The sequence below is a fragment of the Nocardia sp. NPDC051900 genome, from assembly GCF_044452545.1.
Lineage (GTDB): Bacteria > Actinomycetota > Actinomycetes > Mycobacteriales > Mycobacteriaceae > Nocardia > Nocardia sichangensis.
Window position 1 is genome coordinate 168170 of the sequence record NZ_JBITBU010000015.1, and the last position, 26840, is coordinate 195009.

The following is a 26840-nucleotide window of genomic DNA, read 5'->3' on the forward strand; positions in this document are numbered from 1 at the left end:
CGGTCGGTCGGCGCGGAGCGGCGGAGAGCGAAGGCTCCGAATCGAATCCTCGCTCCGTGACGTGAAATCCGTTGTCGTCGGCGCGAACTCGGTGAAATGCGATCTGCAGAAGGTAACAGTTCGATATCGCCGCATTGCATCCGATACTGATTTGTTATCGATCAGCCTGCGTTCACCTCGATTTTCGAGGTTTTCGAGACCGGTGGCGCCAATGCACATGCACGCGCGCATGTACGTACCGATGGACGATCACCGATGCGACGCGGCCGCCGTGGTGTGGCAGTATCCCTGTCGAGGTCGGGGTCTGAGGATCGGCTCGGGCACTGGCTGGTTCGGCCACGGCGACCCCAACGCGAGTTGGGGTCGCCGGCGGAGCCGTCGCGACCCGCTCCGATGTCCGGATTGCCGATAGTTCACGGCGTCAGCACGATCCGGATCGGATTGCCCTCCTTGCTTTCCAACGCGTGTACCGCTTTGTCCGCTTCGGACAGGCGGAGCACGGCACTTACCGACTTGGCGAAATCGAGCCGATGCGCGCGGCGCAGGCGCACGAGTTCGAGCACATGGTCGGGCTCGGAGCCGTAATGCCCGCGCAGCTGTTGCTGCCGAAAACTGAAGATGGTGCCGTTGGTGATCGTGATCGGCTTGTCGGTGAGCCCGACCAGCACCAAGCGTCCCTCGTCGGCGAGACATCCGACGGCTTGTTCGCGCACGGGCGCGAAGCCTGCGAAGTCGAACGCGGCATCGAGTCCCGCTCCCGAGGTGGCGGCGTACACCTTTTTCGCCAGTTCCGGGTCGGACGGATCGAGTGCGAGGTCCGCCCCGAATTCGAGCGCGCGCTGCCGGGCGGCGGGCAAGGGATCGACCGCGATGATCGGTGCGGCGCCGATCAGCCGGAGCAACTGCACCCCGTGCGCGCCGAGCCCGCCCACGCCCCACACGCCGGCCGACTCCGCGGCCCGCACTTGACCGGTACGGGTGATGGCGGCCCACGGCGTCGATACCGCGTCGGGGATGAAACAGGCCTGCTCGAACGGTAGGTCGTCGGGAATCGGCACCAGGGTGTCCGCGGCGGCCAGCGCGTATTCCGCCCAGCCGCCGTCGTAGTCCACGCCGCGGGTGTATGTTTTGCCGTCCCGGATCTCGCCCGCCTGCAACAACACCCGGTCGCCCGGTTGGGGACCCTGCACCTCGGGCCCGACGGTGTGCACCGTACCCGCGACCTCGTGCCCGAGGGTGACCGCGTCGCCGGCCAGGTACATCGGCGACAGCACGCCCTCGATGAGGTGGACATCCGACAGGCAGACACCGGCGGCCGCTACCTCGATCAGTACCTGACCCCGGCCCGGGGTCGGCACCGGGACGTCCTCCAGGCGGAACCGATGCCCGTCGGCGGCACGCGGGAACAGTCGTCCAGCAAGCATGTTCAACTCCTCAGCAGGCCGATCGGTTGATGTGCGCCGCGCGTTCCGGGGTGATCGATCAGGGCGTCCATGTGAGGCGGCCGCCCTCGAAGTCCTGGGCTTTCCCGTTCTCGAAGTCGTACTCGTCGCTGGTGGGGTAGCCGTAACGCCCGGCTTCGCCCCCCGCGGCCTCCCAGTTCTCGCGGATGGATCCCCAGACGACATGGGCGCCGGTGCGCGGGGCGTAATAGATGGCGCCGCCGCCGAACAGGTTGTAGCGGCCGTTGCCCGCGCGGGCGGGGGATTCGTCGGTGATGGGGAACCCGAGCGGACTGCTCTCCCAGCCGAAGGAACCCCACTTGTCGCGGATCACGCCGCCGATCTGATGCGCGGCGGTGCCGAGCGACCAATAGATCGACCCGTTCTGAAAGACGCTGTAGCTTCCCGGCTTCGATGGTGTCGCCACCTCCCGCGCCACGGGGTAGCCGAGCGCTCCGCCCTCGTAACCGAGATTGCCCCATTTGTCGCGGATGGCGCCACCGACCTGACGGGCGCCGGTGTCGGGGTGCCAGTAGATGGACGAGCCGCGCTCGAACGCTTGGTAGCGGCCGCCGCGCGCGGCGGAGTCCTCGGGTGTGACGGGGTCGCCGAAAAACGCGGGCCCACCGGCCTCGTCGTACTCCGCTTCGATCGCCCCGCCCACGTCGTAGGGGCCGATCGGGCGCGCCGCCGCATCGGGGAGGATGCCTGCGAGCAGGATGCCGAGCGCGGCGACGATGGCGAGCGCGCCGCGGGCGCGCGAGTGGTTCGGGCGACGGTGCCGTGCCAAAGTGAACTCCTGTGCATCTCGGGTGGGTGCGGGATGGAGCTGAAGCTTTCGGTCGGCGTGCGGAGATCAAGTTACCTCGCCGGGTCGCGATGCGGAGCGATACGAGGTACTCGAATGCCCCGGTGTCGTGCGGTGCGGTGGTCGGCGGCCATCCAACTCGTCTTGGGCTTCGAACAAACTGGCGGTGCTACCGTGCCCACGGTCGGATACGGTGCCGCCGGGGCAGGGTGCTCGCACCCTGCCTCGGCGGTGTCATGAACGGAACATGTTGCCGGGCAAGGGGTAAGTCCGATTTCAGCGGAGGACGTTCGCCGCCTCGGCGGCGATGGTCGCGGCGACCGCACCGAGGGCGGGGGAGTCCAGACGCCACTGCTGCCAGTACAGCGGGACATCGATGACGACGCCGGGATCGATCGAGACCAAGCGGCCGTCGGCTCGGCCGTCGCGGGTCTGCAGATCGGGGAGCATGCCCCAGCCGAGCCCGAGCCGGACCGCCTCGGCGAATCCGGTGGACGAAGGCACATAGTGGCGTGGCGGATTCAGCGGTTTGCGACCGCGCCTGCGCAGCAGGCGATCCTGCAGGTCGTCTTTGCGGTCGAACAGCACGACCGGAGCCGCGGCGTAGGACTTCGCCGTCGCCCCGTCGGCGAACCAGCTGGCGGCGAATTCCGGACTCGCCATCGGCCGGTAGCGAATCGCTCCGAGTCGATCGACCTTGCAGCCCTGCACCGGCTGGGCGGTCGAGGTGATCGCCGCCATCACGGTGCCGTCGCGCAGCAGACGCGTGGTGTGTTCCTCGTCCTCGCGATGGATCTCGAAGCACACGCCGCGCGGTGCGCGGGCCAGCGCGGGCAGCACCCAGGTCTCCAGGGAATCGGCGTTGACCGCGATGGGCACCCGGATCGGACCGTCGGAGGGTTCGCCGCCGAGTTCGCGTGCGGTATCGCCCGTCAACAACTGGATCTGCCTGGCCAAGCGCAGGACGGCCAGCCCCGATTCGGTGGCGCGCACCGGTTTCGTGCGCTGCACGAGAATCCGGCCCGCGGCGTCCTCCAGCGCCTTGATCCGCTGACTGATCGCCGACGGCGTGACACTCAGCCGTCGGGCCGCGGCGTCGAAAGTCCCCTCGGTGATCACGGCGTCGAGTGCGCGGAGCTGGTCGAGCTGGAGATCCATATTAAGGAAGCGTAATGATCGATAAGAATCTTTAGCTTGTCTGGGTATGATCCGCGGCCTTAGCGTCGCTGGACGTGAGCGTTTCCTCGGCGATGGTGGCGGCCGTGTCCGGTTTGGGCTTCGGCCTGTCGTTGATCGTGGCGATCGGTGCGCAGAATGCGTTCGTGCTGCGGCAAGGGATCAGTGGCAGGCACGTACTGGCGGTGGTGACGGTGTGCGCGGTGTCCGACATCGTGCTGATCGCGGCCGGGGTCGGCGGGTTCGGCGTGGTCGTGCAGTCGGCCCCGGGGGTGCTCGTGGTGGCGCGTTACGCCGGGGCGGCGTTCCTGATCGGCTATGCGCTGCTGGCGGCCCGGCGGGCGTTCGGCTCCGCCGCGCTGAGCGCCGAATCCGGGCGGACCACCGCGGCGCTCGGCGCGACGGTGGTCACCTCCCTCGCGCTGACCTGGCTCAACCCGCACGTCTACCTGGACACCGTGGTGCTGCTCGGCTCCCTCGCCAGCACGTACGCGAGCCCGGATCGCTGGTTCCTCGGCGCGGGGGCGATGCTGGCCAGCGTGCTGTGGTTCACCGCACTGGGCTTCGGCGCGCGCCTGCTCGGCCCGCTGTTCGCCCGTCCGCGCGCGTGGCGCGTGCTGGATTCGGTGATCGCGGCGGTGCTGCTCGTCCTCGGGCTGGGACTGTTGTGCATCGGGTGAAGGCCGCGCTCACAACTGCTCCTTGATCTTCGCGGCGAACTCGTAGCCGGCCTGCCACTCCGGGCCAGGAAGGGCGAGCACGACGCGCGCCGCGCCCGCCTCCGCGTAGGCGGACAGTTGCTCGGCGGCCTGACCGGGATCGGTGGCCAGCGGGGGCGCGACGACCGTCACAGTGAGCGGCGGACGGCCGTATTCCGCAGCGAGTGCGGACAATTCGGCTACGTGCGCGCCGATCTCGCTCGGCTCGAGTCCGATGGCGACCCAGCCTTCGGCATAGGCGGCGGCGCGCCGCCGCGCCCGTTCGGCGTCGCCCGCGACGAGCACCGGCGGCATGGTCGCACCTGGCGCCAAGGCGACCTCGGTGCCGTCCGGAAGGACGACCGGCCGCCCGGCGACCAGATCGGGCAGCAGACTCAGCGCCTCGTCCGTGCGGCGGCCGCGCTCGGCGAAGGACGCCCCCGCGGCACGCCACCCGACATCCCCGTGCGCCGGGTTGCCGGTGCCGACACCGAGGATCAGCCGGTCACCGGAGACGTACTGCAGCGCGGCGATCTGCTTCGCGGCCCAGGCGACCGGCCGCAAGGCCAGCAGCATCACGCCGTACCCGATGCGGATGCGATCGGTCGCGGCGGCGGCGGTGGCCAGCACCACGGTGCTGTCCAGGATCGGCGCGCTGGCCACGAGATGATCGGTGGACCATACCGAGTCGAGGCCGCTCGCTTCGGCCAGACGAGCGGCGGCTCGCACGTCGCCGAGGATGGGTTTCGCGGGGTCCGGCGTCGAGGTGGGCAGGATGATGCCGATTTCCAAGGCCATGCTTCCGACGCTACGAACACCTCGCGTCCGAGCCAATGTTCCGCTCGCTCGAGTCGATATCCCGGACGCTCACATCGATTCGGCTGCCGCGTAGCGAATTTCGGCGATCGCCTCCGGTGCGGGCCGCGGGCGGGCACGGATGACGTGGGCCGACCGTATGTCGCGGACCGGCTGATGCGAGTCGGCGAGCAGCGTGGTCCGCGCGAAATTCCGGATCGATCGGACCCGCGGGAGCAGCGCATCGACCAGCGGTCGGGACCGTAGCCCGGGGCGTGGTCGCGGGCGTAGCGGCATGACCGCGCTCGAGCGCGGCGCGGACCTCGCCGACGCGGTTGCCTTCTTCCTCCGGCGACCGGCGCTGGATCTGGAGCCGGAGACCGGAGGCGAACGGCGGCTTCTTCCTCCGGCCGGAATCGCTGCGGCGGTGGTCGTCGGACACGAACGGACATGGGCGGGTGGCGCCCGCGCTCGCGGCTAGGGTGGGCGCATGGTCGAGTCGACGCGAATCGTGCTTGCTTCCCGGCCGGTGGGTGCGCCCACCGAGGAGAATTTCCGGACCGAGACCGCGGAACTCCCCGCTCCGGGCGAGGGCGAAGTTCTGCTGCGCACCCTGTACCTGTCGCTCGACCCGTACATGCGGGGCCGGATGAGTTCGGCGAAGTCCTACGCCGACCCGGTCGAGATCGGCGCGGTAATGGTCGGCGCGACCGTGGCCGAAGTGGTCGAATCCCGCGACCCGTCGCTGACGAAAGGCGATGTGGTGCTGGCGTATTCGGGTTGGCAGTCCCATGACGTCGTCCCGGCGCGCGGCGTGCGCAAGCTCGACCCCGGCAAGGTTCCGGTCTCGACCGCCCTCGGCGTGCTCGGCATGCCCGGCTTCACCGCCTACGCCGGACTGCGCAAGATCGGCAGACTCCAGCCGGGCGAGACGCTCGTGGTCGCCGCGGCCACCGGACCGGTGGGCTCGGCCGTCGGCCAGATCGCGAAGATCGACGGCGCCCGCACGGTGGGGATCGCGGGCGGCCCGCGCAAGGTCGAATATCTGAACGAACTCGGATTCGATGTCGCACTCGACCACCGCGCTCCCGATTTCGCCGAGCAGCTCGCGGCGGCGGTCCCCGACGGCATCGATGTCTATTTCGAGAATGTCGGCGGCGCGGTGGCGGACGCGGTGTACCCGCTGCTGAACACCTACGCGCGTGTGCCCGTCTGCGGGCTGATCGCAAACTACAACGCCACCGGCGCCACGGAGGGCCCGGACCGGCTGCCCGCCTACTACAGCCGGATCCTGACCAAGAGCCTCACGGTGCGCGGGTTCATCCAGAGCGAATTCGTCCGTGAGCTGTATCCGGAATTCTTGCGCGAGATGGGCGAGTGGGTCGCCGCCGGACGCGTGCGGTACCGCGAGGACGTCGTGTCCGGCTTGGGCGCCGCACCCGAGGCGTTCATCGGCATGCTGGAGGGCCGCAACTTCGGCAAGCTGGTGGTGCGGGTCGCCGACTGATCAGCTCGCCACCGCGCCGCCGCCGATCCCGAGGTAGACCACCATCAGCACGAACAGGAACCAGCCCGCGCCCTGCCAGATGGGCCAGGTCCGGCCGCGGCGCCACTGCACGTAGGTTTCGACGAAGGCGCCGATGCCGCCGATCAGCAGCACCACCGACGGCCCGAGCACCACGGCGACCTGCGCGGCGGTATCGCACAGCAGGTTGTCCGCGTTCGCGCACTCGCGCTGCGCGGCCCACAGCACGGCCAGCAGGAAGACCAGCGCGGCGGTGGCGAGCACCGAAGCGACGTAGGTCGCGGCGCGCCGGAACCCGCGCGGATCGCGCCAGCGTTTCTCGAAGTCTTCGACCATGTTCACCACCTCGCCGTCCCTGGCCGCCGGTTCCTCCGACGTGATTGCCGAACGGCGGCGGCTCAAACGCCGCTCAGGGTTTGCGTCCGACGCCGGCCAGGTACCAGGCGGACCGCGTCGCGGCCGGAGCGGCATCCGTGTCCGGGCGCCACGCGTCCACCGGAACGATTCCCGGCTCGACGAGTTCCGTTCCGACGAAGAAGGATTCGGTCTCCGCGTGGCTGCGCGGCTGGAACGCGATGCCGGCCTGCTGAGCGGCTGCCGCCGCGCGCGCCATCGGGCGCGGGTCGAAATCGCCGGTGAAGTGGGTGAGCACCAGATAGCTGCCGGACGGGGCCGCGTCCAGCAGCCGGGCGACGACACCGTACGGGTCGTCGCTGTCGCGGAAGAACATCATGACCGCGACCAGCAGGATCGCGATGGGCCGGTCCTGGTCGAAGGTATCGGCCAAGGCGGGTGCGTCCAGGATGGCGCTCGGATCGCGCAGATCCGCGTCCAGGAAGGCGATCCTGCCCTGCGGCGTGCTCGCCATCAGCGCTCTGGCGTGAGCGAGCACGAGCGGATCGTTGTCGACATAGACCACGCGCGCGGCCGGATCGGTGTGTTGGGCCACCTCGTGCGTGTTGCCCGCGGTGGGGAGACCGGGGCCGATGTCGAGGAACTGATCGATGCCCGCCTCGCAGGCTAGATGGCGCACGGCCCGGCCGAGGAACGCGCGGTTGGCGCGGGCCATGTCGCGGATACCGGGGATGTGCATGGCGACCGTGTCGCCGAGGGCGCGGTCGGCGGGGTAGTTGTCCTTGCCCCCGAGCCAGTAGTCGTACACCCGTGCCTCATGGGGGAGGCTCGTGTCGAGCTTGGTCGACGATCCGGCGCGCACTTGCGCGTGACCGTCCGGCATGGCGACTCCTTTCCCGGCGACGCAGGACCGGCGCCGCACCCCTGTCGCCTCCAAAGGCGACCTCGCGCTATGAATTACGCGTCAAGAATAGGGTGACGCGTCCACAATGCGCGGTAATTCGGCCGATTGGTCCGTTTCCGGAGAGTCAGTCGGCGGCGGCGAATCTGGCCGCGATCTCCTGGGCGGTGACCTTCGCGAGTTCGACGAAGAACGGCACCCGTTCGGGAATCATCAGTGTCGTGGGGCCGCGCAGACCGAGTGCGAACCGGCAGCGGCCCGCCGGATCGAGGATGGGCAGGCCGATGGTGCGGAAGCCCGGATCGAGTTCCTCGTCGTTGTAGGCGTATCCGCGCTCCCGCGTGGTGACCAGCTCGGCGCGCAGTTCACCGGGGCCGGATACCGAGCGCTCGGTGCCCTCGTCGTAGGGGAGTTCGCGTAACTGCTCGTCGGTGGCCTCGGACCAGGCGAGCAGGGCCTTGCCGAGCGCGCTGGCGTGCAGGGGCAGCCGCACGCCCTGCAGTTTGTGCCCGTCGGTCTCCCGCCACCGGCTGGTGCCGAGCAGCACGGCGTGGATGCCGTGGCGGGTGGCGACCGAGCAGCTTGCCCCGGTGGTGCCCGCGAGCTGCTCCAGATACGGTTCGGCGAGGTAGATCCGGTGCTGGCGGTAGGCGATCTGCCCCCACTCGGCCAGCGCGCCGCCCATGCGGTATCGACTGGATTCGGCGTTCTTCTCCAGAAAACCCACCTGTACCAGCGTGGTCAGCAGCCGGTGCGTGGTGCTGACCGCCAGACCCTGTTGCCGCGCGACCTCCGAGACGCCGCGCTCCCGGCCGTCACGGAAGCAGTCCAGCACGGAGAGGGCGCGGGTGACGGTCTGCACGCCGGAGGGTTCCACGAGTGTGACGGTAACACAAGCATGCGGACCAGAGAGTTTGCTCTTTCCGTTATTTGGAAAACTCTAGTGCGAGCAGCGTGGACCGATCGGCGTTGGCACGGTCCGATCCACATTCACAGTCGCATTAAGTCCGGGCAGTACAGAGAGCTCGATATGTCAAGCTTTCCGATCTACGGAAAGCATTACCTCGTGACCCCGCGCTGCCGTCCCTACTCTCCGAGAGCATTGATCGACGATTCGGACAAGGAGTCCTCACGATGTGGCGGCAAGCCCTCATGCGCATCGCGCTGGCGATCGTTCCCCTAGTCGCACTCGTCGCCGCGTGTGGTTCGGACACCGACCGCGACACCGGCGCAGGCGCTTCCTTCGTGCTCAAGGTCGCCGACCCGGGGAATTCCGGGCCGCTGGCGGTCGGCAAGCGCGACGGCACCTTCGACGCCGCGCTGGCACCACTCGGCGCGAAGATCGAGTGGGTCAGCATCACCCCCGGCTTCAGCTCCAACCTGAAGTTGTTCAACACCAAGGAACTCGACGTCTCCGGCGCGGCGTTCAGCCCTGTCGTCGGCGCGCTGTCCAAGGACGTCGGCGTGCGGATCGTCGCGGTACAGGATCCAGCGGGCAAGGATCAGAGCGGCATCATCGTCACTCCGGAATCGGGCGTGCACTCGGTCGCCGAGCTGGTCGGCAGACGCGTGGCGGTGAACCCGGCGGCCAAGGGCGAATACATCCTGCTCAAGGCGCTCGCGCAGGCAGGCGTCCCGGCCGACAAGGTGACCAGGGTTCCGTTGCAGCAGAAGGACGCCGCCTCGGCGTTCGCGACCGGCAAGGTGGACGGCTGGTCGTCGTTCCTGGTGCCCTACCAGGAGGCCAAGGCCAACGGCGGCGTCGAGATCGCCACGGAGAAGAGCATCGGCTCCAACGACAACTCGGTGGTGGTGTTCCGCACCGAGGTGCTCGATCAGCGTCCGGACATCGCGGCGAAATACCTCGAAGTGCTGCAGGACCTCACGGCGAAGCAGCGCGCCAACCCCGCCGAGTTCGAGAACGTCTTCGAGAAGACCGGCCCGCGCGCCCTGTCGGGCCAGCGGCTGTCGGACGCCTACCGGGTGGGGGCGGAGGCCACCGTGCCGCACCTGCCGAACGAGACCGACGCCACCGCGCTGGCCGACGTGGTGAACACCTTCTTCGACAACGGCGTCGTCACCCGCAAGATCACCGCCGCCGATATCTTCTACGACCTGAAGTCGAAGCTGACGCCCGAGCAGCTGGCATCGGTGAAGGCGGGCAGCTGAGATGGCGGTCGTCGTGGCGGCCGGGCTGGGGGCCCCCGAACTCGCCCCGCCCCGCACGCGCGTCGGCAAGCGCAGGCCCGCATGGTTTTCCGTGCCGCTGCGGTTCCTGCTCCCGGCAGTGATCGTGGCAGCTTGGTGGGCGGGTTCCGCGAGCGGAGCGATCTCCGAGCGCGTGCTGGCGGGACCGCCCGCGGTGTGGACGGCGTTCACCGAACTGCTCGGCACCGGCCAGTTGTTCGACTTCGCGGTGGCGTCGTTCACCCGCGCCGCGTTCGGCGTCGGGATCGGCGTGGCCATCGGGCTGGCGCTGGGGTTGGTCTCCGGGTTGTCCGGTCTCGGTGAGGAACTGGTCGATTCGACCATGCAGATCCTGCGCGCGGTGCCGTTCCTTGCGCTGGTGCCGCTGTTCATCGCCTGGTTCGGCATCGACGAGCTGTACAAGGTGCTGCTCATCGCCGTAGCGACGGTCGCGCCGATGTACGCCTACACCTACCTCGGCGTGCGCAACGTCGATCGCAAGATGGTCGAGGCCGCCCGCAGTTTCGGGCTGATCGGGCCGCGGCTGGTGCTGGAGGTCATCCTCCCCTCAGCGCTGCCCGGCGTGCTGATGGCGCTGCGCGTGTGCCTGTCGATCAGCATCACCGGTCTCATCGCGGCCGAGCAGGTCGGCACCAAGGAGGGCGTCGGCTACCTGGTCACCTTGGCCCAGGAGTACAACCGCACCGACTACATGGTGCTGTGCGTGGTGTTGTACGCACTGCTCGGCCTGGTCTTCGACGGGTTGGTGCGGCTGGCGGAGCGCTTCGCTATGCCATGGCGCGGACAGGTGGCGATCCGATGACCACCATTACCGAACCCGGAGCCGAGGTGGTCACCGCACCCGCCGGGGAGGAGCCGGTCGCCGTCTCGATCACCGGCCTGCGTAAGTCGTTCGGCGCCAAGACCGTGCTCGACGGCGTCGACCTCACCATCCGGCGCGGCGAGTTCGTCGTCCTGCTCGGGCCCAGCGGCACCGGCAAGACCACGCTGCTGCGCCTGCTCACCGGACTGGAGGCGCCGGACGCGGGACAGGTGCTCGTCCCGGCGCGGCGCACCACCGTCTACCAGGAGCCGCGGCTGATCCCCTCGAAACGGGTGCTGGCGAACGTGATCGTCGGACAGCGGCGTTCCCGGCACAACCGCGAAGCCGGGTTACGCGCACTGGCCGAGGTCAACCTCGACGGCAAAGCCAGGCAATGGCCCGCCACGCTCTCCGGCGGCGAGGCGCAGCGCGCGGCGCTGGCACGCGCCCTGGTTCGCGAACCGGAACTGCTGCTGCTCGACGAGCCGTTCGCGGCGCTGGACGCGCTGACCCGCCTGCAGATGCAGGATCTGGTGGGCGATCTGGTGGCCCGGCACCGTCCCGCGGTGCTCATGGTGACCCACGACGTCGACGAGGCGATCCGTCTGGCCGACCGGGTACTGATCCTGGACAAAGGGCGCTTCGCCGTGGACGTCGACATCGACGTGGCCCGTCCGCGCGACCGCGCCGACCCCGAAACCCTGCACTACCGATCACTTTTCCTCAGTCAGCTCGGCGTGGGTAGCACCACGTCCGCTCCAAGGAGTGCCTCATGACCGACACCCTCTGGTACACCCGCTGCCCGGTGCCCACCGCGAGCGGGCTCGCGCACAGCCTCGGCTGGCTCGGCGACGCCGCCACCAGGGCCGGGCTCGAGTTCGGCGTCCTGCAGGACGCCGGGCCGGAATTGGCCGGCCACCATTTCCTGCACGACCTGTCCGGGCTGATCCGCGAGGGCGGCAACGTTCCGGCCCTGGCGGCGCGCGCCCAGGGCTCGCCGACCCGGTTGATCGGACTGACCTGGATCGATGAGGCGCAAGCCATTCTGGTCGGTCCGGAATCCACCGTCGCGGGCCCCGCCGAGCTGGCCGGTCTGCGCATCGGCGTCCCGGCGTGGGCGCGGGACCAGCCGCGCAGCTTCCCCCGCGCGATGGCCTTGCACGGTTTCGCGAACGCGCTGCGTCTCGGTGGACATACCCTCGCCGACGTCCGCGTGACCGAGATCGGCGTCGAGCGGAACCCGCAGGTGCGCACGGAGGTCCAGGCGAATCGCCGCGTGGTCACCTGGGGCGTCGAGGAGTTGCTGCGCGGCGAGGTGGACGCCATCTATGTCAAGGGGGCCCGGGCGCAAGAGGTCGCCAGGGAGCACGGCCTGCGCGTCGCGGTGGACCTGGACGCCACCGAGGCCAAACGCTTCCGGGTCAACAACGGCACGCCACGCCCCATCACCGTGCACGAGGAGCTACTCCAGGCGCGTCCGGAGGTGGTCGTCGAGTTCCTCGCGCAGAGCCTGCGCGCGGCGGACTGGGCCGCGGGCGATCTGAGTGGAGTGCGGGACGTGCTCCAGCGGGAAACACTGTCCGGTCCGGAGGGGGTCGTCGCGGCGTACGGCGAGAACTTCCACCGGGATCTGCACCCCTCGTTGTCGGACGAGCGGATCGAGCTGATCGGCGTGCAGAAGCAATTCCTCTACACGCATGGATTCCTCGCCGCCGACTTCGACCTGGATTCCTGGGTCGCGCCCGAGCCGCTGGCCCGGGCCAGGGAGATCGTCGAGTCCGGGAAGGTCCCCGCATGACGGAGTTCCTGTGGCGCTTGCCTTCCCGTGGAGACGGCCGCCACGCCCGCCCAGATCGACGCAACCGCGGCGGTTTCGGCGGGCCCGCGCCGGTGACGCCGGTGACCGACCTGCGGCCGGGGCGGTTCGGTCCGTTCGACGACCTCGGCCAGATCGTCGACGCCGCCGAATTGGCCGGGCTGGACGGCGTGCTCGCGCCCTACGATCCGCACGGCGAGGAATCGTGGATCGTGGCGGGCGGCGCCCTGCGCGGCACGCGGTACTCGCGCGTCGTCGTCGAATTCCAGCCCGCTTTCGGCACTCCGGTCTATGCCGCGAAGATGTCGGCCACCCTGCAACGCATTTCGGGTGGTCGGCTGGCCTGGCAGCTGGCCCTGGACACCGATCCCGACGACACGCGAGCACGCGGTGACCGCGTCACCGGTGACGACCGCTACGCCAGGGCCGCGGAGTTCCTGACCGTCGCCCGTGGCGTATGGAACGACGCTCCGGTGCCGTCGGCGGGGTTCGCCGGTACCGGATTCCACTACGAAGGCACGTACTACGACGTGATCGACGGCGGTTTCCGCGGCATCCTCTCCGGGCTGCCGTTCCCGACCGTCTACTTGTCCGGCGATTCCGCGGCGGCGCTCGAACTGTCGGCCCAGCACGGGGACGTGCACGTCTTCACCGAGACCGCGGCGGGCGTGGATACCGCGATCGCCGCCCTGCGCGAACGCGCGACGGCGGCGGGACGCGCGGTGCGCGCCGGACTGGAGCTGCCGGTCGTCGCGCGGGAAACCGAGGACGAGGCGTGGGCCCGCGTCGAACGTCAGTGGCGCGAGGTGCGCCCGGACGGCACCGGCGCGCGGCAACACGATCTGGGCGACGGCCGCTGGGCGGGGTTCGCCGAACTCGGATACGCCGCGAACATCGGCCTCGTGGGCAGCTATGAGCAGGTAGCGCACCGTCTTTCGTCCTATGTGACGGCGGGCGTCGACAGCGTGGTGCTCTCGGGACACCCGCATATCGAGGAACTGCACCGCGTGGGCGAACACCTGTTGTTCCTCGCCGACCCGGCCGGCCGCACGCTGACCGCGCAGGAGGCAACCGCATGACCATCGACATCTACTGGCGCATCGGCATGGAAGGCGACCACGCGTCGCTGCGTACGCCGCGCCGCTACAACCGCGGCCACGCCAACGGTTACGGGCCGGGGAATATCGCACCGGCCATCCGCGACGGCGCGCTCGACGGCTACGGCTACATCGACCACATGGCCGCGGTCGCGAAGGCTTCCGAATCGGCCGGATTCCTCGGCGGCCTGCTGCCGTCGTTCCCCGTGACCGACGACCCGTGGGCGGTCGCGGCGGCCCTGGCCAGGGAGACCACCACCTACCGGTTCATGGTCGCCTTCCAGCCCGGCTTCCTGCATCCGGTGCAGGCCGCGCGGATGTCGGCGAGCCTGCAGCGCGCGACCGGCGGCCGGTTGGTCTACAACATCATCAGCGGCGGCGGTGGTCCCGCCCAGCTGTGGTGGGGCGACAAGGTCGCCCACGACGACCGCTACGCCCGCACCAGCGAATTCCTCGACGTGCTGCGCGGCGTCTGGGACGGCGAGCCCTACGACTACGACGGCCGCTTCTTCCGCACCGAGGGTGCGGCGCTCGCGCCGGGCATCGCCAGTCAGCCTTTCCCCGAGGTGTACTTCTCGGGATCGTCCGCCGCCGCGGTGCACGCCGCGGGCAGACACGCCGACTACTACCTGTCCTGGCTGGAGCCGTTCGCCGATCTGCGCGCCAAGTTCGACGGCGTGCGCGCGAACGCCGAAACCATCGGTCGTACGCCGAAATTCGCCGTCCGCATCGACGTCCTGGCCCGGCACACCGAGGAAGCGGCCTGGGCGGAGATCGAGAAGGGCTGGGCTTTCGTCGACCGTGGCGCGGCCGAGCGCGCCGCCAAGGGCGATTCGGTCGGGGCCGCCCGCATCCAGGGCTGGGTGCCCGAGACCATCACCGGCTACCGGGACCTCGAGGTCCAACCCAACGTCTGGTGCGGATTCAGCCTGATCCGGGGCGGTCCCGCGTTCGGCCTGGTCGGCAGTTACGAACAGGTGGCGCAGCGGCTCGACGAGCTGATCGATCTCGGCGTCGACGCGTTCATCCTCGCGGGCAACCCGCATCTCGAGGAGGCCTACCGCGTCGGCGAAGAGGTGCTCCCGCTGCTCGGCCGATCCCGGCTCACCGCGTCCGCCGCCGCGGCATCCCTTTCCCCCGCTCGATAGATTCAGGAGAGACCATGACCACCACCGAGACCCGGTTGCCGGAGTCCGTCACCGCTTTCGTCGCCGCCGCTGTTCGCGACGCCGAGAAGGCATTCCGGGTGTTCCGGGAGACCGGCACCGTCGCGGGCAACGGCACCGTCAATTTCGTGGAGCGAGTGCCCGGCGAGGAGATCGCCGTCGCCCTGAACGAACCGGGCCCGTGGGCCGATGACCGCACCGTCGCGCCGGTGGTCGCCACCTTCGACGGCGAGGTGCTGTCCGGCACCGGCTCCGCGGGATTCGTCACCGGGTACGCGAAGGTGTTCCGCGCGCATCCGGAGATCACCTCCGTGGTGCACATCCACACACCGTGGCTCGGTGGATGGGCGCAGACCCATCGCACACTGCCGATCCGCTACGCGGCCGCGCAGCGGCTGACCCTGTCCCGGGCCGTTCCGCCGCACATCGATCGCAGCATCGGCGCGGGCGATTTCATCCTGTCCAAGCTGGTCGACGACCCGGATCTGGTCGCGATCTTCGAGGCCAACGGCGGCGCGAACGTCATCGGACGCTCGGGACTGCTGGAGCTGGCGAAGTTCGTGGTGCTGCTGGAGGAGGGCGCGCAATATCAGGCGATCGCCGAAACTCTCGGCGGCTCCGTCGAATTCGACCCGTCCAATCTCGCGGTGCAGTGGGGCCGCACCGGTCTCGCCGACGAGGCGCGCCGCCGCGGCCTGATCTGACCGGCCCCGCACATCGAGATCGAGGAGCGATCATGACCATTCGTGTCGGCTACTTCCCGCACAACAACTCCCTGTTCGTCCTGCGCCACCGTGGCATCTTGGAAAACCTGCTGCCCGACGTGGAATGGGTCGACTTGCGCGAGCTGCCGCGCCCGGCTCCGGTCGACCCCGCGCGCGGACTGCCGTCGCTGCATTCGGATCATCTGTTCGACGGCGGCTACGACTTCATCGGCACCGGCTTCACGCCGCCGGTGACCGCGCTCGCCAACGGCCGAGACATCGTCTACGTCGGTATCTCCGGGCCCCGGGTGGAGAACGGCCGCCTGGTCGCCAAGGCCGATTCCGGCATCGAGACGGTGCTGGATCTGAAGGGCAAGCGGGTCGGCATCGCGCACGGTTCCTGGCAGACCACGCTCGCGCTGTTCGCGCTGGACCAGGCGGGTCTGGCCTGGAAGGACATCGAGCCGGTGGACGTCGACGTGCACGACGGCGGCGCGGCTCTGCTGCGCGGCGACCTCGACGCGTGGGTCGGCGCGTATCCGGGTCTGGCCGCGGTCGAGGCGGCCGCCGACCTGCGCACTCTCGTGGACACCGAATCGCTGTTCAGCCACCCCTCGCTGTGGTTCACCCGCCGGGACTTCGCCGAAGGCAACCGCGAGGCGCTGACGGCGATCATCACGGCTCTGCAACAGTCGGACGCGTGGATCAAGGAGAACCCGCGCGCGGCCGCCCAGTACTTCGTGGATGACGTGGTGGCTCGCGGCGGGACGGCGAGCCTGGACGCGTGGGAAGCCGCGCTGCGCGGCAGGCCCTTCGGTGTCGAACCCGTTTCCGAGGACTTCCTGGACGAACAGCAGCACGCGGCCGATCTGCTGGCCGCCAACGGCCTGCTGCCGCGGACGGTGCGGGTCCGCGACGCGGTCGTGCCGTGGATCGGCGACACGGTGCGCGCGGAATCCGGCGTAACGGCGTAAATCGGAGGAAACGGGCGGGCCGGGGTGTCGCAGCGATCCCCGGCCCATTCGGCTGTCCGGGAAGGTCAGCGCGGCGAGATATCCGGACGGCCGCCGTGCCTTTCGGTGGAGCGCAGCTCGAACCAATAGGCTGCGACGACGGTGGCGTAACCGGCCACAACGGCCGTCGCCGTGACGATCAATAGTGTGATGAGCAGTGGAATCAAGAAAGCGGTGTGCATTGTGCCCTCCCCGCGGTCACGGTGATCTCAGCGGAAGGTTCGGCGCCGCACTGCACCGATGTCATATCAGCCCCTGCACCTAATGAAATCCTAGAGGTCGCAGCTTTGTCCGGCACGGGGAAGGGCTGTGAGTTGAATCATGCGCAGGACGGTGTGTCGCGCGGAACACCCCTTCGCAATGCGGTCTAATCGATCTTGTCACGCGTTTTCCGGCAATCATCTGGCAAACGGGATACGATCACGACGCGGAACCGCCGGAACGGCGGCCGTGGGCCTCGCAGTGCCCGTGGCGCGCCGAACGTCTCGGTAGCGCAGCTCTTTCTCTCGAATTGTCTCCGGCATCACCTCGGCATGCGAAAAGGAGCACGAACGTGAGCATGATTCTCGCCGCGCTGCACGACACAGTGATCGCGCAGCAATTCGATAATCCGACCGCCGAAGAGCCGCCGCTGGCGGACAAACTGATGCAGATGGGCCGCTACTTCACCTGGTTGGTGCAGCTGTCCGGCATCACGGCGATCACTTACGGCGGGGGCAGGTTCGCGTGGGAGAAATGGAACGGCGGCACCCTGCAGTCGCCGAAGATGGTCGCCAGCGCGATGGCCGGTGGCGCGGTGGCCACGAGCGCGGGCACGATCATGAACTCGATCGTCGGCTGACCCCAACCGCGCGGGCCGCGAGGTCGCGCGCCTCGAGTGGAGTCGACCGCGTTCCCGCGGCGTGGAGCTCGGTGAAGGCGTGCTCGCCGAGCGCCACGGTGGCGCGGTTCGCCGGACCGTCGATGTCGGGGCGTTCGGCCGGAAGCAGCGCGATGCCGTTGGCCTCGCGCACCGCCGCCGCCGAGCCGAGCAGCTGTGCCGCGATCTCCGGCAGGCCCAGCTCGGTGAGCGCCGAGGCGAGCGCGGCCAGGGCGAAGGCGGTGTCGCGTGGTGCGCCGATGCGTTGCGCGCCGTCGAACGCGGTCAGATAGAGGTCGAACGCGGCGCTCGGTTCGCCGCGCTGTTCCAGGATGTAGCCCAGCTCGACCTGCAGCATCGGCAGGAACAGCGGCGTCTCCTCACCCGCGGCCAGCGGGAGGGCGAGTAGTTCGCGCAGAATTCGCTCGGCGGCATCGGTTCGGCCGTCGCGGCGCGCGGTGAAAGCGAGCACGAGCGCGGCGAACAACCGGCCCGGCTCGTACCCGTGTTCGGCCGCGATGCGCTGGGCCTGTTCGCCGAGCGCCCGCGCCAGGCGGAAATCGGTGTGCTGCATGGCGATCCAGCCCAGCCAGCACAGATGGGTGCACGCCTGCCCCCACAGCTCCAGCTCCTGCGCCAAGCCGAGTGCTTCGGCGTGGATATCGGCGGCGGAGGTCAGATCGCCGGTGAGTTCGGCCAGGCCGCCGAGCCATTCGGCGGCCTGGAGCCTGCCCCAGCGGTCGTCGAGTTCGGCGAACAGCCGGGCGGCCGTGCGGGCGTGCCGCTCCAGCGCCGGGAGATCGACCCGATTGTGGGCTGCCTTGGCCAGCGCGACGTGCGCGGCGGCCACACCCCAGCGGTCGCCGAGATCGGTGCAGACCGGAAGGGCTTTGCGCAGCAGCGCTTCCAACTCCTGCACGTCACCGGAGTCCAGTGCGGAGAAGCCGAGGAAGAGTTCCGCGCGCGCTCGCCCGGCCGGATCGTCGACCATGTCGTACAGATCGAACACGGCGGCGCGCTTGGCCGAACCGTCCTCGAAATCGCCTTGCTGGAACGCGAATCCGACGCTCCACGCCAGCGCTCGCGCCCGGTGCCGTGGTGAGCCGCCGAGCGCCAGCGCGGCGTCCAGCCAGCGCCGCGCCTCGGTCGGCCTGCCACGCAGCTGCCAGTACCAGGCGAGCGCGTTCACCAACCGCAGGGCCTGATCCGCGTCGCCCGCGCGAACGAAACCGTCCAGCGCCGCGCGAAGATCGGCCGATTCGTCGTCCAGCCGACGCAACCAGCGACGCTGGTCGGCGCCGTACAGCTCGGGCTCGGCGCGCTCGGCCAGACCCAGATGGTACCGATGGTGGGCGAGGTGCACCGCGTCGAACTCGCCCGCATCGGCCAGCCGGTCGAGGCTGAACGCGGCCACCGATTCCAGCAAGCGGTAGCGCTGCCCCGCCGGGTGCACCAACGACCGGTCGACCAGTCTGCCGATCACGTCGGCGACGAGCGACGCGTCCACCGCGGGCTCGGCGCCCGCCGAGCACACCGCCTCCGCGGCCGCCAGGGTGCAGCCGCCCGTGTGCACCGCGAGCCTGCGCAACACCGCCTGCTCGGTCGCGTCCAGCAGTCCCCAGCTCCAGTCGATCATCGCCGCCAGCGTCTGCTGCCGCGGCGGCACGCCGCGATGCCCGGTGGCCAGCAGCTTGAAGCGGTCGTCGAGCCGGGCGACGATCTCGTGCACGCCCAGCGCGCGTACTCGGGTGGCGGCGAGTTCCAACGCCAGCGGTATGCCGTCGAGCCTGCGGCACAGCGTCGCGACCGACGTGGCGGTGTCGGCGTCGAGCGCGAAATCACGGGCGTCCGCGCGCGCTCGGGATACGAACAGTCGCACCGCTCCCGCTCGGGCGATCTCGTCGAACGCCGCGTCCCGCGCGGGCACATCGAGGGGTTGCAGCGCGACGACGTCCTCACCGGGCAGCCGCAGCGGTTCCCGGCTGGTGGCCAGGATGCGCAGCCGGGGAGCCGCGCCGAGCAGCGTCTCGGCCAGATCGGCGGCGCGATCCACCACGTGCTCGCAGTTGTCCAGGACGAGCAGCAGTTCCTGTTCGGCCAGCGCCTCGCACAACGACGCGGTGATGTCGGCGCCGTCGGTGGCGCGGATGCCGAGCACACCGGCCACGGCGTCGGCGAGGAACGTGGCGGCATCGGTCGCTGTCGGTTGCAGCGCGGCCAGTTCCACCAGCCAGGTGCCGTTGGCGAATCGCTGGGGCAGCACCGCCGCGGCGGCGAGCGACAAGCGCGTCTTGCCCACGCCGCCGGGCCCGGTGAGCGTGACCAGCCTGGCGTTCTCGACGGCGTCGCACAACTGCGCGAGGTCGCTGTCGCGGCCGATCAGCTCGGTGCGCTGCGCCGGAATGTTCGAGCTGCGCCGACGGGCGACCACGCTCTCCGGCGGCGCGGCCTGCGGCAGATCCTGGGCCAGGAGCGCGCGCTGCAGCGCGACCAGCTCCGGGCTCGGGTCGATGCCGAGCTCGTCGGCGAGGTGCCTGCGCAGATCCTCGTAACCGTCGAGCGCCTCGGCCTGCCTTCCCGCGCCGTACAACGCGCGCAGGTGGGCCGCGCGCAGCCGCTCGCGCAGCGGATGCGCCGTCACGACTTCGCTGAGCTCTCCGGCCACTTCGCGGTACTCGCCGAGCGTCAGCCGCGCCTCCGCCAGTTCCTCCACCGCCACCAAGCGCTGCTCTTCGAGTTGCGCGATGGCGGGCTGGGCGAATGCCGCGTCCCGGAAATCGGCGAACGCGGGCCCGCGCCAGAGAGCGACCGCCGCGGCGAGCGCCCGGGCCCGCTCGGCGGTGTCGGTCGTCGCTCGCGCGGACGCCACCAGTGCGCGGAACTCCTGCGCGTCGGTGTCGGAGGCGGCCAGCCGATACCCGGGCGGCGGGGACACCACGAGGTCCCGGCCGCCGGGTTCGGCGTCTTCCAACGCCCTGCGCAGTTGCGAGGCCTTCGCCGCCAGCGTGCCCGCCGGATTGCCGGGCGGGTCGTCGCTCCAGATGTCGTCGATCAGCCGGTCGCCCGATACCGGTTGGCCGGGCGTGACCAGCAGGTCGGCCAGCAGTGCCCGCACCTTGGCCCCCGGAATCGGCACTACGGCGCCCGCATCCGTCCAGACCGTCAACGGACCCAGCACCCCGAAACGCATTGGGGCAGCCTATGCGAGCGGCGGCGGAAGGCGACCGCAAACAAATCGGAAGGTGGCGCGCCCACGATGAGAACGCCGAAGGCCGAACTCGTGGAAGGAAAGCACGACATGCCACTCATCACGACTATCGCACGTCGAATCAGCGGTGGTGAGAGTCCTATCGAGGAGGCGTCTGCCTGTCTGAACAGACCGCGCGGGGACCGCAGGGCGCACCCGGTACCCGGACAGCGACGGGTACCGGGCGACGCCGATCGACACACGAGGCCGGGAGCCGATGCGCCACCGGTGCGGGACGTGCGATGAGGGGACCCCGGCGGGTACGGGTGGCGCTGATCGTGGGCAGCACCCGCACAGGTCGCTTCGGCCCCACGGTGGCGGAGTGGTTCGCCGGGCGGCTGGGCCGCCGCCGCGATATCGACGTGGACCGGATCGATCTCGCGGAGACCGGGTTGCCCGATCGATTACCCGATCCCGACGAGCCGCTGCCGCCCGCCGTCCGCGCGCTCGGCGAACGGCTGGCCGCCGCGGACGCGTTCGTCCTGGTCACTCCGGAGTACAACCGGAGCTTTCCGGCCGCGGTGAAGAATGCCGTCGACTGGTTCGACGCGGAGTGGGCCGGCAAACCGGTGACGGTGGTGGGATACGGCGGCGACGTCGACGGCGGTCACGCCGCCGCCCAGTTGCGTCCCGTCTTCGGCGAATTGAACGCGGTCCCCATCCGCCGCACGGTCACCGTGACCAAGGTCTGGCAGCGCTTCGCGAGCGACGGCAGCTGGCCGCGCCGCGACGCGGAACTCGACGAGACCGTCGACGCCACGCTGGACCAGCTCATGTGGTGGGCCCGCGCCTTGCGCCAGGCGCGGGCCGAAACGCCGTTCGTGCGGTAGAAAGCAACCTCGAACACCGGTTCGCCCGAAACGACGGACCGACCGTAAACAAACCGTAAGGCGCGGCCAGCAGAGTCGTTGTCGACAGCGGCACCGGGCCGCACCCGGCGTCCGCCGCACCCGATGAAAGGAAAAACATGGGAACCATCGCAGTCCACGAGTTCATCGCCCTCGACGGCGTGTACGAGGATCCGTCCTGGACCTTCGAGTACGGGTTCGACCCGAAGATGGGGGAGACTCTCGCGGCGATCACCTCGGCGTCCAAGGCGATCCTGTTGGGCCGCACCACTTTCGAGATGTTCGCACCGGCCTGGTCGACCCGCACCGTCGAGGACGACCCGGGGGCGCCGTTCTTCAACGACACGACGAAATACGTCGTCGGTGCGAGCGAGCCGCAGGTGGAGTGGGCCAACAGCACCCGCGTCGGCGCCTACGACCCGGAGGTCATCCGCAAGCTGAAGGACGAGATCGACGGCGTCATCTACATCAGCGGCAGCGGCACACTGGTGCGGGCGTTGCTCGCCGACGGCTTGATCGATGATCTGCACCTGTTCGTCTACCCGATCGCACTCGGGAAGGGCAAGCGCTTGTGGAGCGACGGCGTCGACGCGACCAAGCTCGCGCTCAAAGAGCACGAGGTCTACGCCAATGGCGTCGTCCACCTGGCCTACGGTCCGGCCGAGGGCTGATCGCGCGCGGACGGGCGGCCCGTTCGGGCCGCCCGGGCGATCCGGCTCGCCGCCGGTATGGGTATCAACGCCCTCCGGTGCAGTAGCCCTCGGGGGTGTACTGGCACGGGCGCTCGTTGCGCCCTTGGTATCCGCCGTGGTTGCTGCTCCGGGCGCGCTCTCCCACTCCGGAACCGCGCTTGTCGGCGGGGTTGTGGGAGTACCGGTCGGCTGTGGTGGTCACCGTGGTTTCGGGCGAAGCGACTGCCGCCGCCATGACGACCGCTCCGCCGATCAGCGCCGAGGCCACCACTCGACGCACTGTCACGCGCTTGCTGGTGTTGTGCATTAGTTCATCCCGTCGATTAACGTGCCGTCATATAACGATACATTCATCGGTGATCCACCGGATACCGGGTTCTCAATGGTGGGGAGCTATGTGTCGCAAAACGGGCTGTGAACTGCGGCTTTGATTAGGTTGTCTCGGTGGCCGAGGAATCTCTACCCTGATCAACGTGCCGTTGTACAGGTCATTCAACGGTGGATCCCATGCTGTCCGCACGGACCGTAGAAGGCGGGCGTCACGCCCTCGCCCCGAAGGAATCGGCGACGGGCGGCGCCATGCCGGATCACTCGCCCGGCGGCCGTGGCGTGCCCGTCTCGGGCGCTCGGCGCTTGTGCTTCCAGCGGTCCGGGTCGGCTTCCAGGGCGGCGCGGTCCCAGTGGCCCAGATCGGCGGCGGCCTCGTAGGTCGTCTCGAGGAATTCGAGCAGCGCGCGTTCCGGGGTGGGGGCGGTGCGAACGGCCTCGTACGGCAGGAGGAACTGGCCGTTCTCCCGGCTGTAGAAGGCTTCTCGCGGGCCGACCGGGTGTTCGGCGAATCCCGCGGGCTCCGGGTACGCGTAGGCGTAGAAGGCGCCCTCCGACCCGCCGCCGGGCCAGAAGCCGCAACTGCTCAATTCGTGCGAGTAACCCTCGATCATGACCCAGTCGCCACAGTTCGGCGCGCCACCCGGGTGTCGCGGAGCCGCCCGCCCTGAGAACCGGGTGCACGCCAAGTCCATCGCGCCCCAGAAGAAGTGCACCGGACTCACTTTCCCGATGAAGCGCGCGCGGAACTCGTGCATGACCCGGTCGGCGGCCAGCAGCTGCCGCCAGAACAAGGTGGCGGCCGCGGCGTCGTAGGAGCGATGTTCGTAGTCGTCGGCGAACGGGATGGCGAGTTCGACCTCGTTGGGCTTGGCCTCGATTCGCACCGGAATCCCGAGTTCCTCTAGCGCCGTGACGGTTTCGGCGTAGAAAGCCGCTACCGGTTTGGGTTCCAGCGCGACCTGCCTGCTACGGCCGTCGCTGGACCGGATGTGCAGTCGATGATCGAGGAAATCGAATTCGATGTCGAAGCATCCCGCCGGGTGCGGAATGGCGGAGGTGGTCAGCCCTCTCGGGCTGACGTAGAAGGTGACCTGCCACCAATGGTTGACCAGCGGGGTGTGCGAGAGCCTGATCTTGCCGATGATCTGCGTCCACATGTGCAGCGTCTCCCGCGTGGGAGTCCAGTCATCGACGCGCAACACCGGCCACGGCTCGGGCGCGGTTTCTGAGCCTGCCACTGCCGCACCTCCGTCGTCTCGGGATTCTCGGTGCCAGTGCCGCACGCGGACGCCTGCGAAGGCGCACCGCAGCGCCCACCGTACCCGGTGCGCCTACGTCGTGAAGTAGAACATGCCAAGCGGTTGGCAACTGTTTGGCAACATCGCGGGCTGTGGCGGCAGCTCGGGCCGATCGGCTCGGCGGGACCAGAAGGAACGGCTCGCGGCGGGGCGAAGCGTCAAGATCGCCGGGGCCACCTGTCGTGCGGCGATGGCATGCCCGCCAACGGCAGCGCTGCGCTCCGATCGGTCGCCCGGGCCTTCCGGCGGGGACTCGGATCCCACACCATCGCCGCGGCCGCACCGCCGAGCAGAACCACGACGATGGCAACGATCACCACCCACAGCAGTACCACCGCTATTTCTCCAGTCATCCCCGTCCGCTCCATATGGCGCGTTATCCCCAGGCGGACAATTACTTTCGTGATTGCGAGCATTCTTCACACGTCGCGTGCGCCTGCGCGAATCGACGCGCGGATTTCGTGGTGTGCCAGCACCCGGGCACACGGAATTTGGGATACGTCTGGTAACGCATAATGGCGCGACCGGACGCGCCCTGCCGCACCGCTCACCGCGGCGCGGCCCGGCCTCGAAACCGTCTCAGCAGAACCAGGATCCGTTCCTCAGAGTTCGAGTAGGTCGGCGGTTTCCTCGCCGAGGACGGGGCCGAGGGTCATGCCGCGACCGCCGGGTCCGGTGATCACCCAGACATGGCGTTCGGCTCGTACGCGGGTGACCGCGGCGCCGGGATCGGTGCTCTGGCTGTACACGCCTGCCCAGCGACGCACCACTGGTGGCAGTCTGCGGCCCAGCAACTCCTCGGTCACCGACGTCAGGTGCTCGTAAGGAGCGTCGTCCAGGTCGAATGCGAACGGCTCGGCGTACTCGAGGGTGTCGCCGACGGTCAATCCGCCGTCCAGGCGCTGGACGCACAGCAGTTGCATCGCATGCTCCGCGGCGGTCGCGGTCTGCGATTGCTCCCGGTTCAGCGCGTCGACCTCGGGACCGGCGAAGCCGGGGTAGTAGCGGAAAGTGTCGCCGTCGGCGACGGCACGATCCTGGTCGTAATCGTCTGTGTCGGGGCTACTTTCGTTTCGGCGTTCGGCGGTCCGCCTGCGCCGGGTCCGGTGTGCGGATGGATGCGGGTAGCTCTCTGCCGATCTGGTCGCGTCGCTGTTTCGTGAATCCCCAACGGAGTTCGTGGTTCTGAACAAATCCGGCAGCATCTCGGCAGCAGGGGGCCGCGCGCAGCTGGGTAGCCTGCTCGGCGGACTGGTGGAGCGCCGCTCCGAGGGGACGCGGCTGTGGACCACGAGCGCGATCAGCCGTCGCGGTCGCCGCCGCGCGAGCGGCGGATCGTTCGCGGGCGGAGTTCAGCTCGCCTCGAAAGCGGTGGCGACCATGGAGCGCACCTGCTCCATGGTGGCCGCGCCGGATTCCCTGGCCACGGAGGACATATCGACGTCGGGGAGCCCGCACGCGACGGCCCAGTGCCATGGCTCGAGGTCGCCGTTCACATTGAGGGCGAAGCCGTGACTGGTGATCCCTCGGCTCTGGCGCATGCCGATGGAGACGATCTTGCGGCCGGTGTGCCGGGTCCACACGCCGGTGAGCAGTTCGGAGCCGGGCGGAGTGTCGCGGCGTTCGGCGGGCACGCCCAACCGGCCGAGTGCCTCGATCAGGCGGAACTCGACCTCGCGGATGTAGTCCACGACCCCTTCGCCGGAATCGAGCCGGACGACGAGATAGCCGACCAGCTGGCCGGGACCGTGATAGGTGAGCTGGCCCCCGCGGGTGGTCCGCACGACCGGGATGTCGTGTGCCGGGTCCGGCAGGTGCTCCTGCGGCGTCTTCCGCCCGATGGTGTAGACCGGCGGATGGCTCAGCAGCCACAGGGTGTCCGGCCGCGCGCCGCTGTGGCGTTCTTCGACCAGCTCTCCCATGCGTTCCATGGCCTTGTCGTAGTCGACGAGGTCGTCCTGGATCAAAGTCAACGGCCGGGCTCGCATGCTCCGACGATATCGCTCCCCGCCGCACCGGGAATTCGACCCCATCGCCTGTGCGGTCGTCCGCACCGAGCATCACTCCGGCATGGAGTTCTCGTTCGGCCGTCGAAGCACCGTCGGCAACCCGAACGGCCGGAACAATTCGTCGCCGAGGAAGACGGTGATGCGTTCTATGGCGGTATCCGTGGTGCCGAGAACGTGGATGGAGTGCGCGCGGTGGGTCCCGTCCGCGTCGCGCAGGTAATAGGCGACGGCGGGCTGGGTGTTGGCGGCTGTCGGCACGGCGCGCCAGGTGTCGCCGTCCCGGGCCGCCTTGGCCGCGAAGAAACCCACTACGTGGGCGCGGCCCGCGAACCACAACAGGGCGGGCGGCATTTCGAGCACCACGTCGTCGCGCAGCAGCTTGCTCAACTCGTCCATATCGCCGTTGCCGAAAGCGGTGACGTAGCGGTCGATCATCGCGCGCTCACCGGGGCTCAACGACTCGGACGTCCGATCGATCATGGGGGTGGCCTTCTCGAGCTGGGCGCGGGCGCGTTGCAGCGCGCTGTTGACCGCGGCGGGGGAGGTGCCGAGCAGGTCGGCGACCTCTGCGGCGGACCAGGCGAGCACGTCGCGCAGGATGAGCACCGCGCGCTGGCGGGCGGGCAGATATTGCAGCGCGGCGATGAAGGCCAGGCGGATGCCGCTGCGCGCGGCCACCACGGTCGCCGGATCATCGGCCGAGCCGCCGAGCAGCGTGTCGGGAATCGGTTCCAGCCAGGACACTTCGGGATGCCGGGCCGGCCGGGTCTGGAGAGTGGCGGCCGGTCCGTTCAGATCGGTGGGCAAGGCCCGCCTGCCACGCTGTTCGAGCGCGGTCAGGCAGGCATTGGTGGCGATCCGGTACAGCCAGGTGCGCAGCGAAGCCCGCTGCTCGTCGAACCGGTCGGCGGCACGCCAGGCCCGCACCAAGGTCTCCTGCACCAGGTCCTCGGCATCGTGGACGGACCCGAGCATGCGGTAGCAGTGCGCGAGCAACTCCGGCCGGTAGGCCATCGTCTCGGCCGTGAAGTCGGCGCCGATCGTCATGGCCG

28 protein-coding genes and 1 pseudogene are annotated in these 26840 nt (G+C 69.4%); 14 read left to right on the forward strand and 15 right to left on the reverse strand.

Going from position 1 to position 26840, the window contains the following annotated elements:
• Positions 1-413: 413 nt before the first annotated feature.
• From ACIA5H_RS25300 to ACIA5H_RS25310, 3 genes are all read right to left on the reverse strand, one after another.
• Positions 414-1424: a zinc-binding dehydrogenase gene (locus tag ACIA5H_RS25300; RefSeq protein ID WP_397077678.1), complete on the reverse strand. Its 1011-nt coding sequence runs from the start codon at positions 1422-1424 to the stop codon at positions 414-416.
• 58 nt (positions 1425-1482) lie between these two features.
• On the reverse strand, positions 1483-2232 hold the full coding sequence (locus ACIA5H_RS25305; protein WP_397077680.1) for an LGFP repeat-containing protein: 750 nt from the start codon (positions 2230-2232) through the stop codon (positions 1483-1485).
• Between the two features lie 294 nt (positions 2233-2526).
• On the reverse strand, positions 2527-3408 hold the full coding sequence (locus ACIA5H_RS25310; protein WP_355080505.1) for a LysR family transcriptional regulator ArgP: 882 nt from the start codon (positions 3406-3408) through the stop codon (positions 2527-2529).
• 92 nt (positions 3409-3500) lie between these two features.
• Here ACIA5H_RS25310 and ACIA5H_RS25315 point away from each other — a divergent pair, with 92 nt between their 5' ends.
• Positions 3501-4106: a LysE/ArgO family amino acid transporter gene (locus ACIA5H_RS25315; RefSeq protein ID WP_397077755.1), complete on the forward strand. Its 606-nt coding sequence runs from the start codon at positions 3501-3503 to the stop codon at positions 4104-4106.
• A 9-nt stretch (positions 4107-4115) separates the two neighbouring features.
• On the opposite strand, the gene ACIA5H_RS25320 is transcribed toward ACIA5H_RS25315, so the two are convergent.
• The gene (locus ACIA5H_RS25320) at positions 4116-4922 is read right to left on the reverse strand and encodes an LLM class flavin-dependent oxidoreductase (RefSeq protein WP_397077682.1); all 807 of its coding nucleotides are present in this window, start codon (positions 4920-4922) and stop codon (positions 4116-4118) included.
• A gap of 292 nt (positions 4923-5214) precedes the next feature.
• Here ACIA5H_RS25320 and ACIA5H_RS25325 point away from each other — a divergent pair, with 292 nt between their 5' ends.
• A complete protein-coding gene (locus ACIA5H_RS25325) occupies positions 5215-5400 on the forward strand; it encodes a hypothetical protein (RefSeq protein WP_397077684.1) in 186 nt (61 codons plus the stop codon).
• A 9-nt stretch (positions 5401-5409) separates the two neighbouring features.
• Positions 5410-6426: an NADP-dependent oxidoreductase gene (locus ACIA5H_RS25330; RefSeq protein WP_397077686.1), complete on the forward strand. Its 1017-nt coding sequence runs from the start codon at positions 5410-5412 to the stop codon at positions 6424-6426.
• Here the strand turns inward: ACIA5H_RS25330 and ACIA5H_RS25335 are convergent, their stop codons facing one another.
• From ACIA5H_RS25335 to ACIA5H_RS25345, 3 genes are all read right to left on the reverse strand, one after another.
• On the reverse strand, positions 6427-6780 hold the full coding sequence (locus ACIA5H_RS25335; RefSeq protein WP_397077689.1) for a hypothetical protein: 354 nt from the start codon (positions 6778-6780) through the stop codon (positions 6427-6429).
• Between the two features lie 73 nt (positions 6781-6853).
• Complete coding sequence (locus ACIA5H_RS25340) at positions 6854-7681, reverse strand: SAM-dependent methyltransferase (protein WP_397077691.1); 828 nt, start codon at positions 7679-7681, stop codon at positions 6854-6856.
• Between the two features lie 145 nt (positions 7682-7826).
• A complete protein-coding gene (locus tag ACIA5H_RS25345; RefSeq protein ID WP_397077693.1) occupies positions 7827-8576 on the reverse strand; it encodes an IclR family transcriptional regulator in 750 nt (249 codons plus the stop codon).
• Between the two features lie 257 nt (positions 8577-8833).
• On the opposite strand from ACIA5H_RS25345, the gene ACIA5H_RS25350 reads away from it, so the two are divergent.
• Genes ACIA5H_RS25350 through ACIA5H_RS25385 form a run of 8 tightly spaced genes read left to right on the forward strand, consistent with a single transcriptional unit; the run spans position 8834 to position 16466 of the window.
• Complete coding sequence (locus ACIA5H_RS25350) at positions 8834-9868, forward strand: NrtA/SsuA/CpmA family ABC transporter substrate-binding protein (protein ID WP_397077695.1); 1035 nt, start codon at positions 8834-8836, stop codon at positions 9866-9868.
• 1 nt (position 9869) lies between these two features.
• Positions 9870-10709, forward strand: coding sequence for an ABC transporter permease (locus ACIA5H_RS25355; protein WP_397077697.1), 840 nt, complete (start codon positions 9870-9872; stop codon positions 10707-10709).
• Positions 10706-11485 carry an ABC transporter ATP-binding protein gene (locus ACIA5H_RS25360; RefSeq protein WP_397077699.1) on the forward strand — a complete coding sequence of 260 codons (780 nt, stop codon included), beginning with the start codon at positions 10706-10708 and terminating at the stop codon, positions 11483-11485. Before ACIA5H_RS25355 ends, ACIA5H_RS25360 begins: the two co-directional genes overlap by 4 nt.
• Complete coding sequence (locus tag ACIA5H_RS25365; protein WP_379252819.1) at positions 11482-12507, forward strand: ABC transporter substrate-binding protein; 1026 nt, start codon at positions 11482-11484, stop codon at positions 12505-12507. The genes ACIA5H_RS25360 and ACIA5H_RS25365 overlap by 4 nt, the downstream gene beginning before the upstream one ends.
• Positions 12504-13604 carry an LLM class flavin-dependent oxidoreductase gene (locus ACIA5H_RS25370; RefSeq protein WP_397077702.1) on the forward strand — a complete coding sequence of 367 codons (1101 nt, stop codon included), beginning with the start codon at positions 12504-12506 and terminating at the stop codon, positions 13602-13604. The genes ACIA5H_RS25365 and ACIA5H_RS25370 overlap by 4 nt, the downstream gene beginning before the upstream one ends.
• A complete protein-coding gene (locus ACIA5H_RS25375) occupies positions 13601-14770 on the forward strand; it encodes an LLM class flavin-dependent oxidoreductase (RefSeq protein WP_397077704.1) in 1170 nt (389 codons plus the stop codon). Before ACIA5H_RS25370 ends, ACIA5H_RS25375 begins: the two co-directional genes overlap by 4 nt.
• A gap of 14 nt (positions 14771-14784) precedes the next feature.
• Positions 14785-15492: a class II aldolase/adducin family protein gene (locus ACIA5H_RS25380; protein WP_355080481.1), complete on the forward strand. Its 708-nt coding sequence runs from the start codon at positions 14785-14787 to the stop codon at positions 15490-15492.
• A gap of 32 nt (positions 15493-15524) precedes the next feature.
• On the forward strand, positions 15525-16466 hold the full coding sequence (locus tag ACIA5H_RS25385) for an ABC transporter substrate-binding protein (RefSeq protein ID WP_397077707.1): 942 nt from the start codon (positions 15525-15527) through the stop codon (positions 16464-16466).
• Between the two features lie 65 nt (positions 16467-16531).
• Here ACIA5H_RS25385 and ACIA5H_RS25390 read toward each other — a convergent pair whose 3' ends face one another.
• Positions 16532-16687 carry a hypothetical protein gene (locus ACIA5H_RS25390; RefSeq protein ID WP_355080477.1) on the reverse strand — a complete coding sequence of 52 codons (156 nt, stop codon included), beginning with the start codon at positions 16685-16687 and terminating at the stop codon, positions 16532-16534.
• Between the two features lie 377 nt (positions 16688-17064).
• On the opposite strand from ACIA5H_RS25390, the gene ACIA5H_RS25395 reads away from it, so the two are divergent.
• Positions 17065-17346, forward strand: a complete 282-nt coding sequence (locus tag ACIA5H_RS25395; RefSeq protein ID WP_355080518.1) for a hypothetical protein — start codon at positions 17065-17067, stop codon at positions 17344-17346.
• Here the strand turns inward: ACIA5H_RS25395 and ACIA5H_RS25400 are convergent.
• Complete coding sequence (locus ACIA5H_RS25400) at positions 17324-20554, reverse strand: BTAD domain-containing putative transcriptional regulator (RefSeq protein WP_397077709.1); 3231 nt, start codon at positions 20552-20554, stop codon at positions 17324-17326. The genes ACIA5H_RS25395 and ACIA5H_RS25400 overlap by 23 nt on opposite strands.
• 299 nt (positions 20555-20853) lie before the next feature.
• Here ACIA5H_RS25400 and ACIA5H_RS25405 point away from each other — a divergent pair, with 299 nt between their 5' ends.
• Entirely contained in the window at positions 20854-21441 is a 588-nt protein-coding gene (locus ACIA5H_RS25405) for an NADPH-dependent FMN reductase (protein WP_397077711.1), read from the forward strand.
• Positions 21442-21578: 137 nt separating this feature from the next.
• Positions 21579-22130, forward strand: coding sequence for a dihydrofolate reductase family protein (locus ACIA5H_RS25410; RefSeq protein ID WP_397077713.1), 552 nt, complete (start codon positions 21579-21581; stop codon positions 22128-22130).
• Between the two features lie 64 nt (positions 22131-22194).
• On the opposite strand, the gene ACIA5H_RS25415 is transcribed toward ACIA5H_RS25410, so the two are convergent.
• The 6 genes and pseudogenes from ACIA5H_RS25415 to ACIA5H_RS25440 all read right to left on the reverse strand — a co-directional run bounded on the left by ACIA5H_RS25415 (position 22195) and on the right by ACIA5H_RS25440 (position 26835).
• On the reverse strand, positions 22195-22437 hold the full coding sequence (locus tag ACIA5H_RS25415) for a hypothetical protein (protein ID WP_356965283.1): 243 nt from the start codon (positions 22435-22437) through the stop codon (positions 22195-22197).
• A 301-nt stretch (positions 22438-22738) separates the two neighbouring features.
• Positions 22739-23719 (reverse strand): DUF5996 family protein, encoded by a 981-nt coding sequence (locus ACIA5H_RS25420; protein WP_397077716.1) that lies wholly within the window; start codon positions 23717-23719, stop codon positions 22739-22741.
• 218 nt (positions 23720-23937) lie between these two features.
• On the reverse strand, positions 23938-24132 hold the full coding sequence (locus ACIA5H_RS25425) for a hypothetical protein (protein ID WP_379252827.1): 195 nt from the start codon (positions 24130-24132) through the stop codon (positions 23938-23940).
• A gap of 249 nt (positions 24133-24381) precedes the next feature.
• A pseudogene (locus ACIA5H_RS25430) lies at positions 24382-24810 on the reverse strand (FAD-dependent oxidoreductase); the annotation flags it as partial.
• Positions 24811-25131: 321 nt separating this feature from the next.
• Entirely contained in the window at positions 25132-25767 is a 636-nt protein-coding gene (lipB, locus tag ACIA5H_RS25435; protein WP_397077718.1) for a lipoyl(octanoyl) transferase LipB, read from the reverse strand.
• Positions 25768-25839: 72 nt separating this feature from the next.
• Complete coding sequence (locus tag ACIA5H_RS25440) at positions 25840-26835, reverse strand: sigma-70 family RNA polymerase sigma factor (RefSeq protein ID WP_397077721.1); 996 nt, start codon at positions 26833-26835, stop codon at positions 25840-25842.
• Positions 26836-26840: the final 5 nt, after the last annotated feature.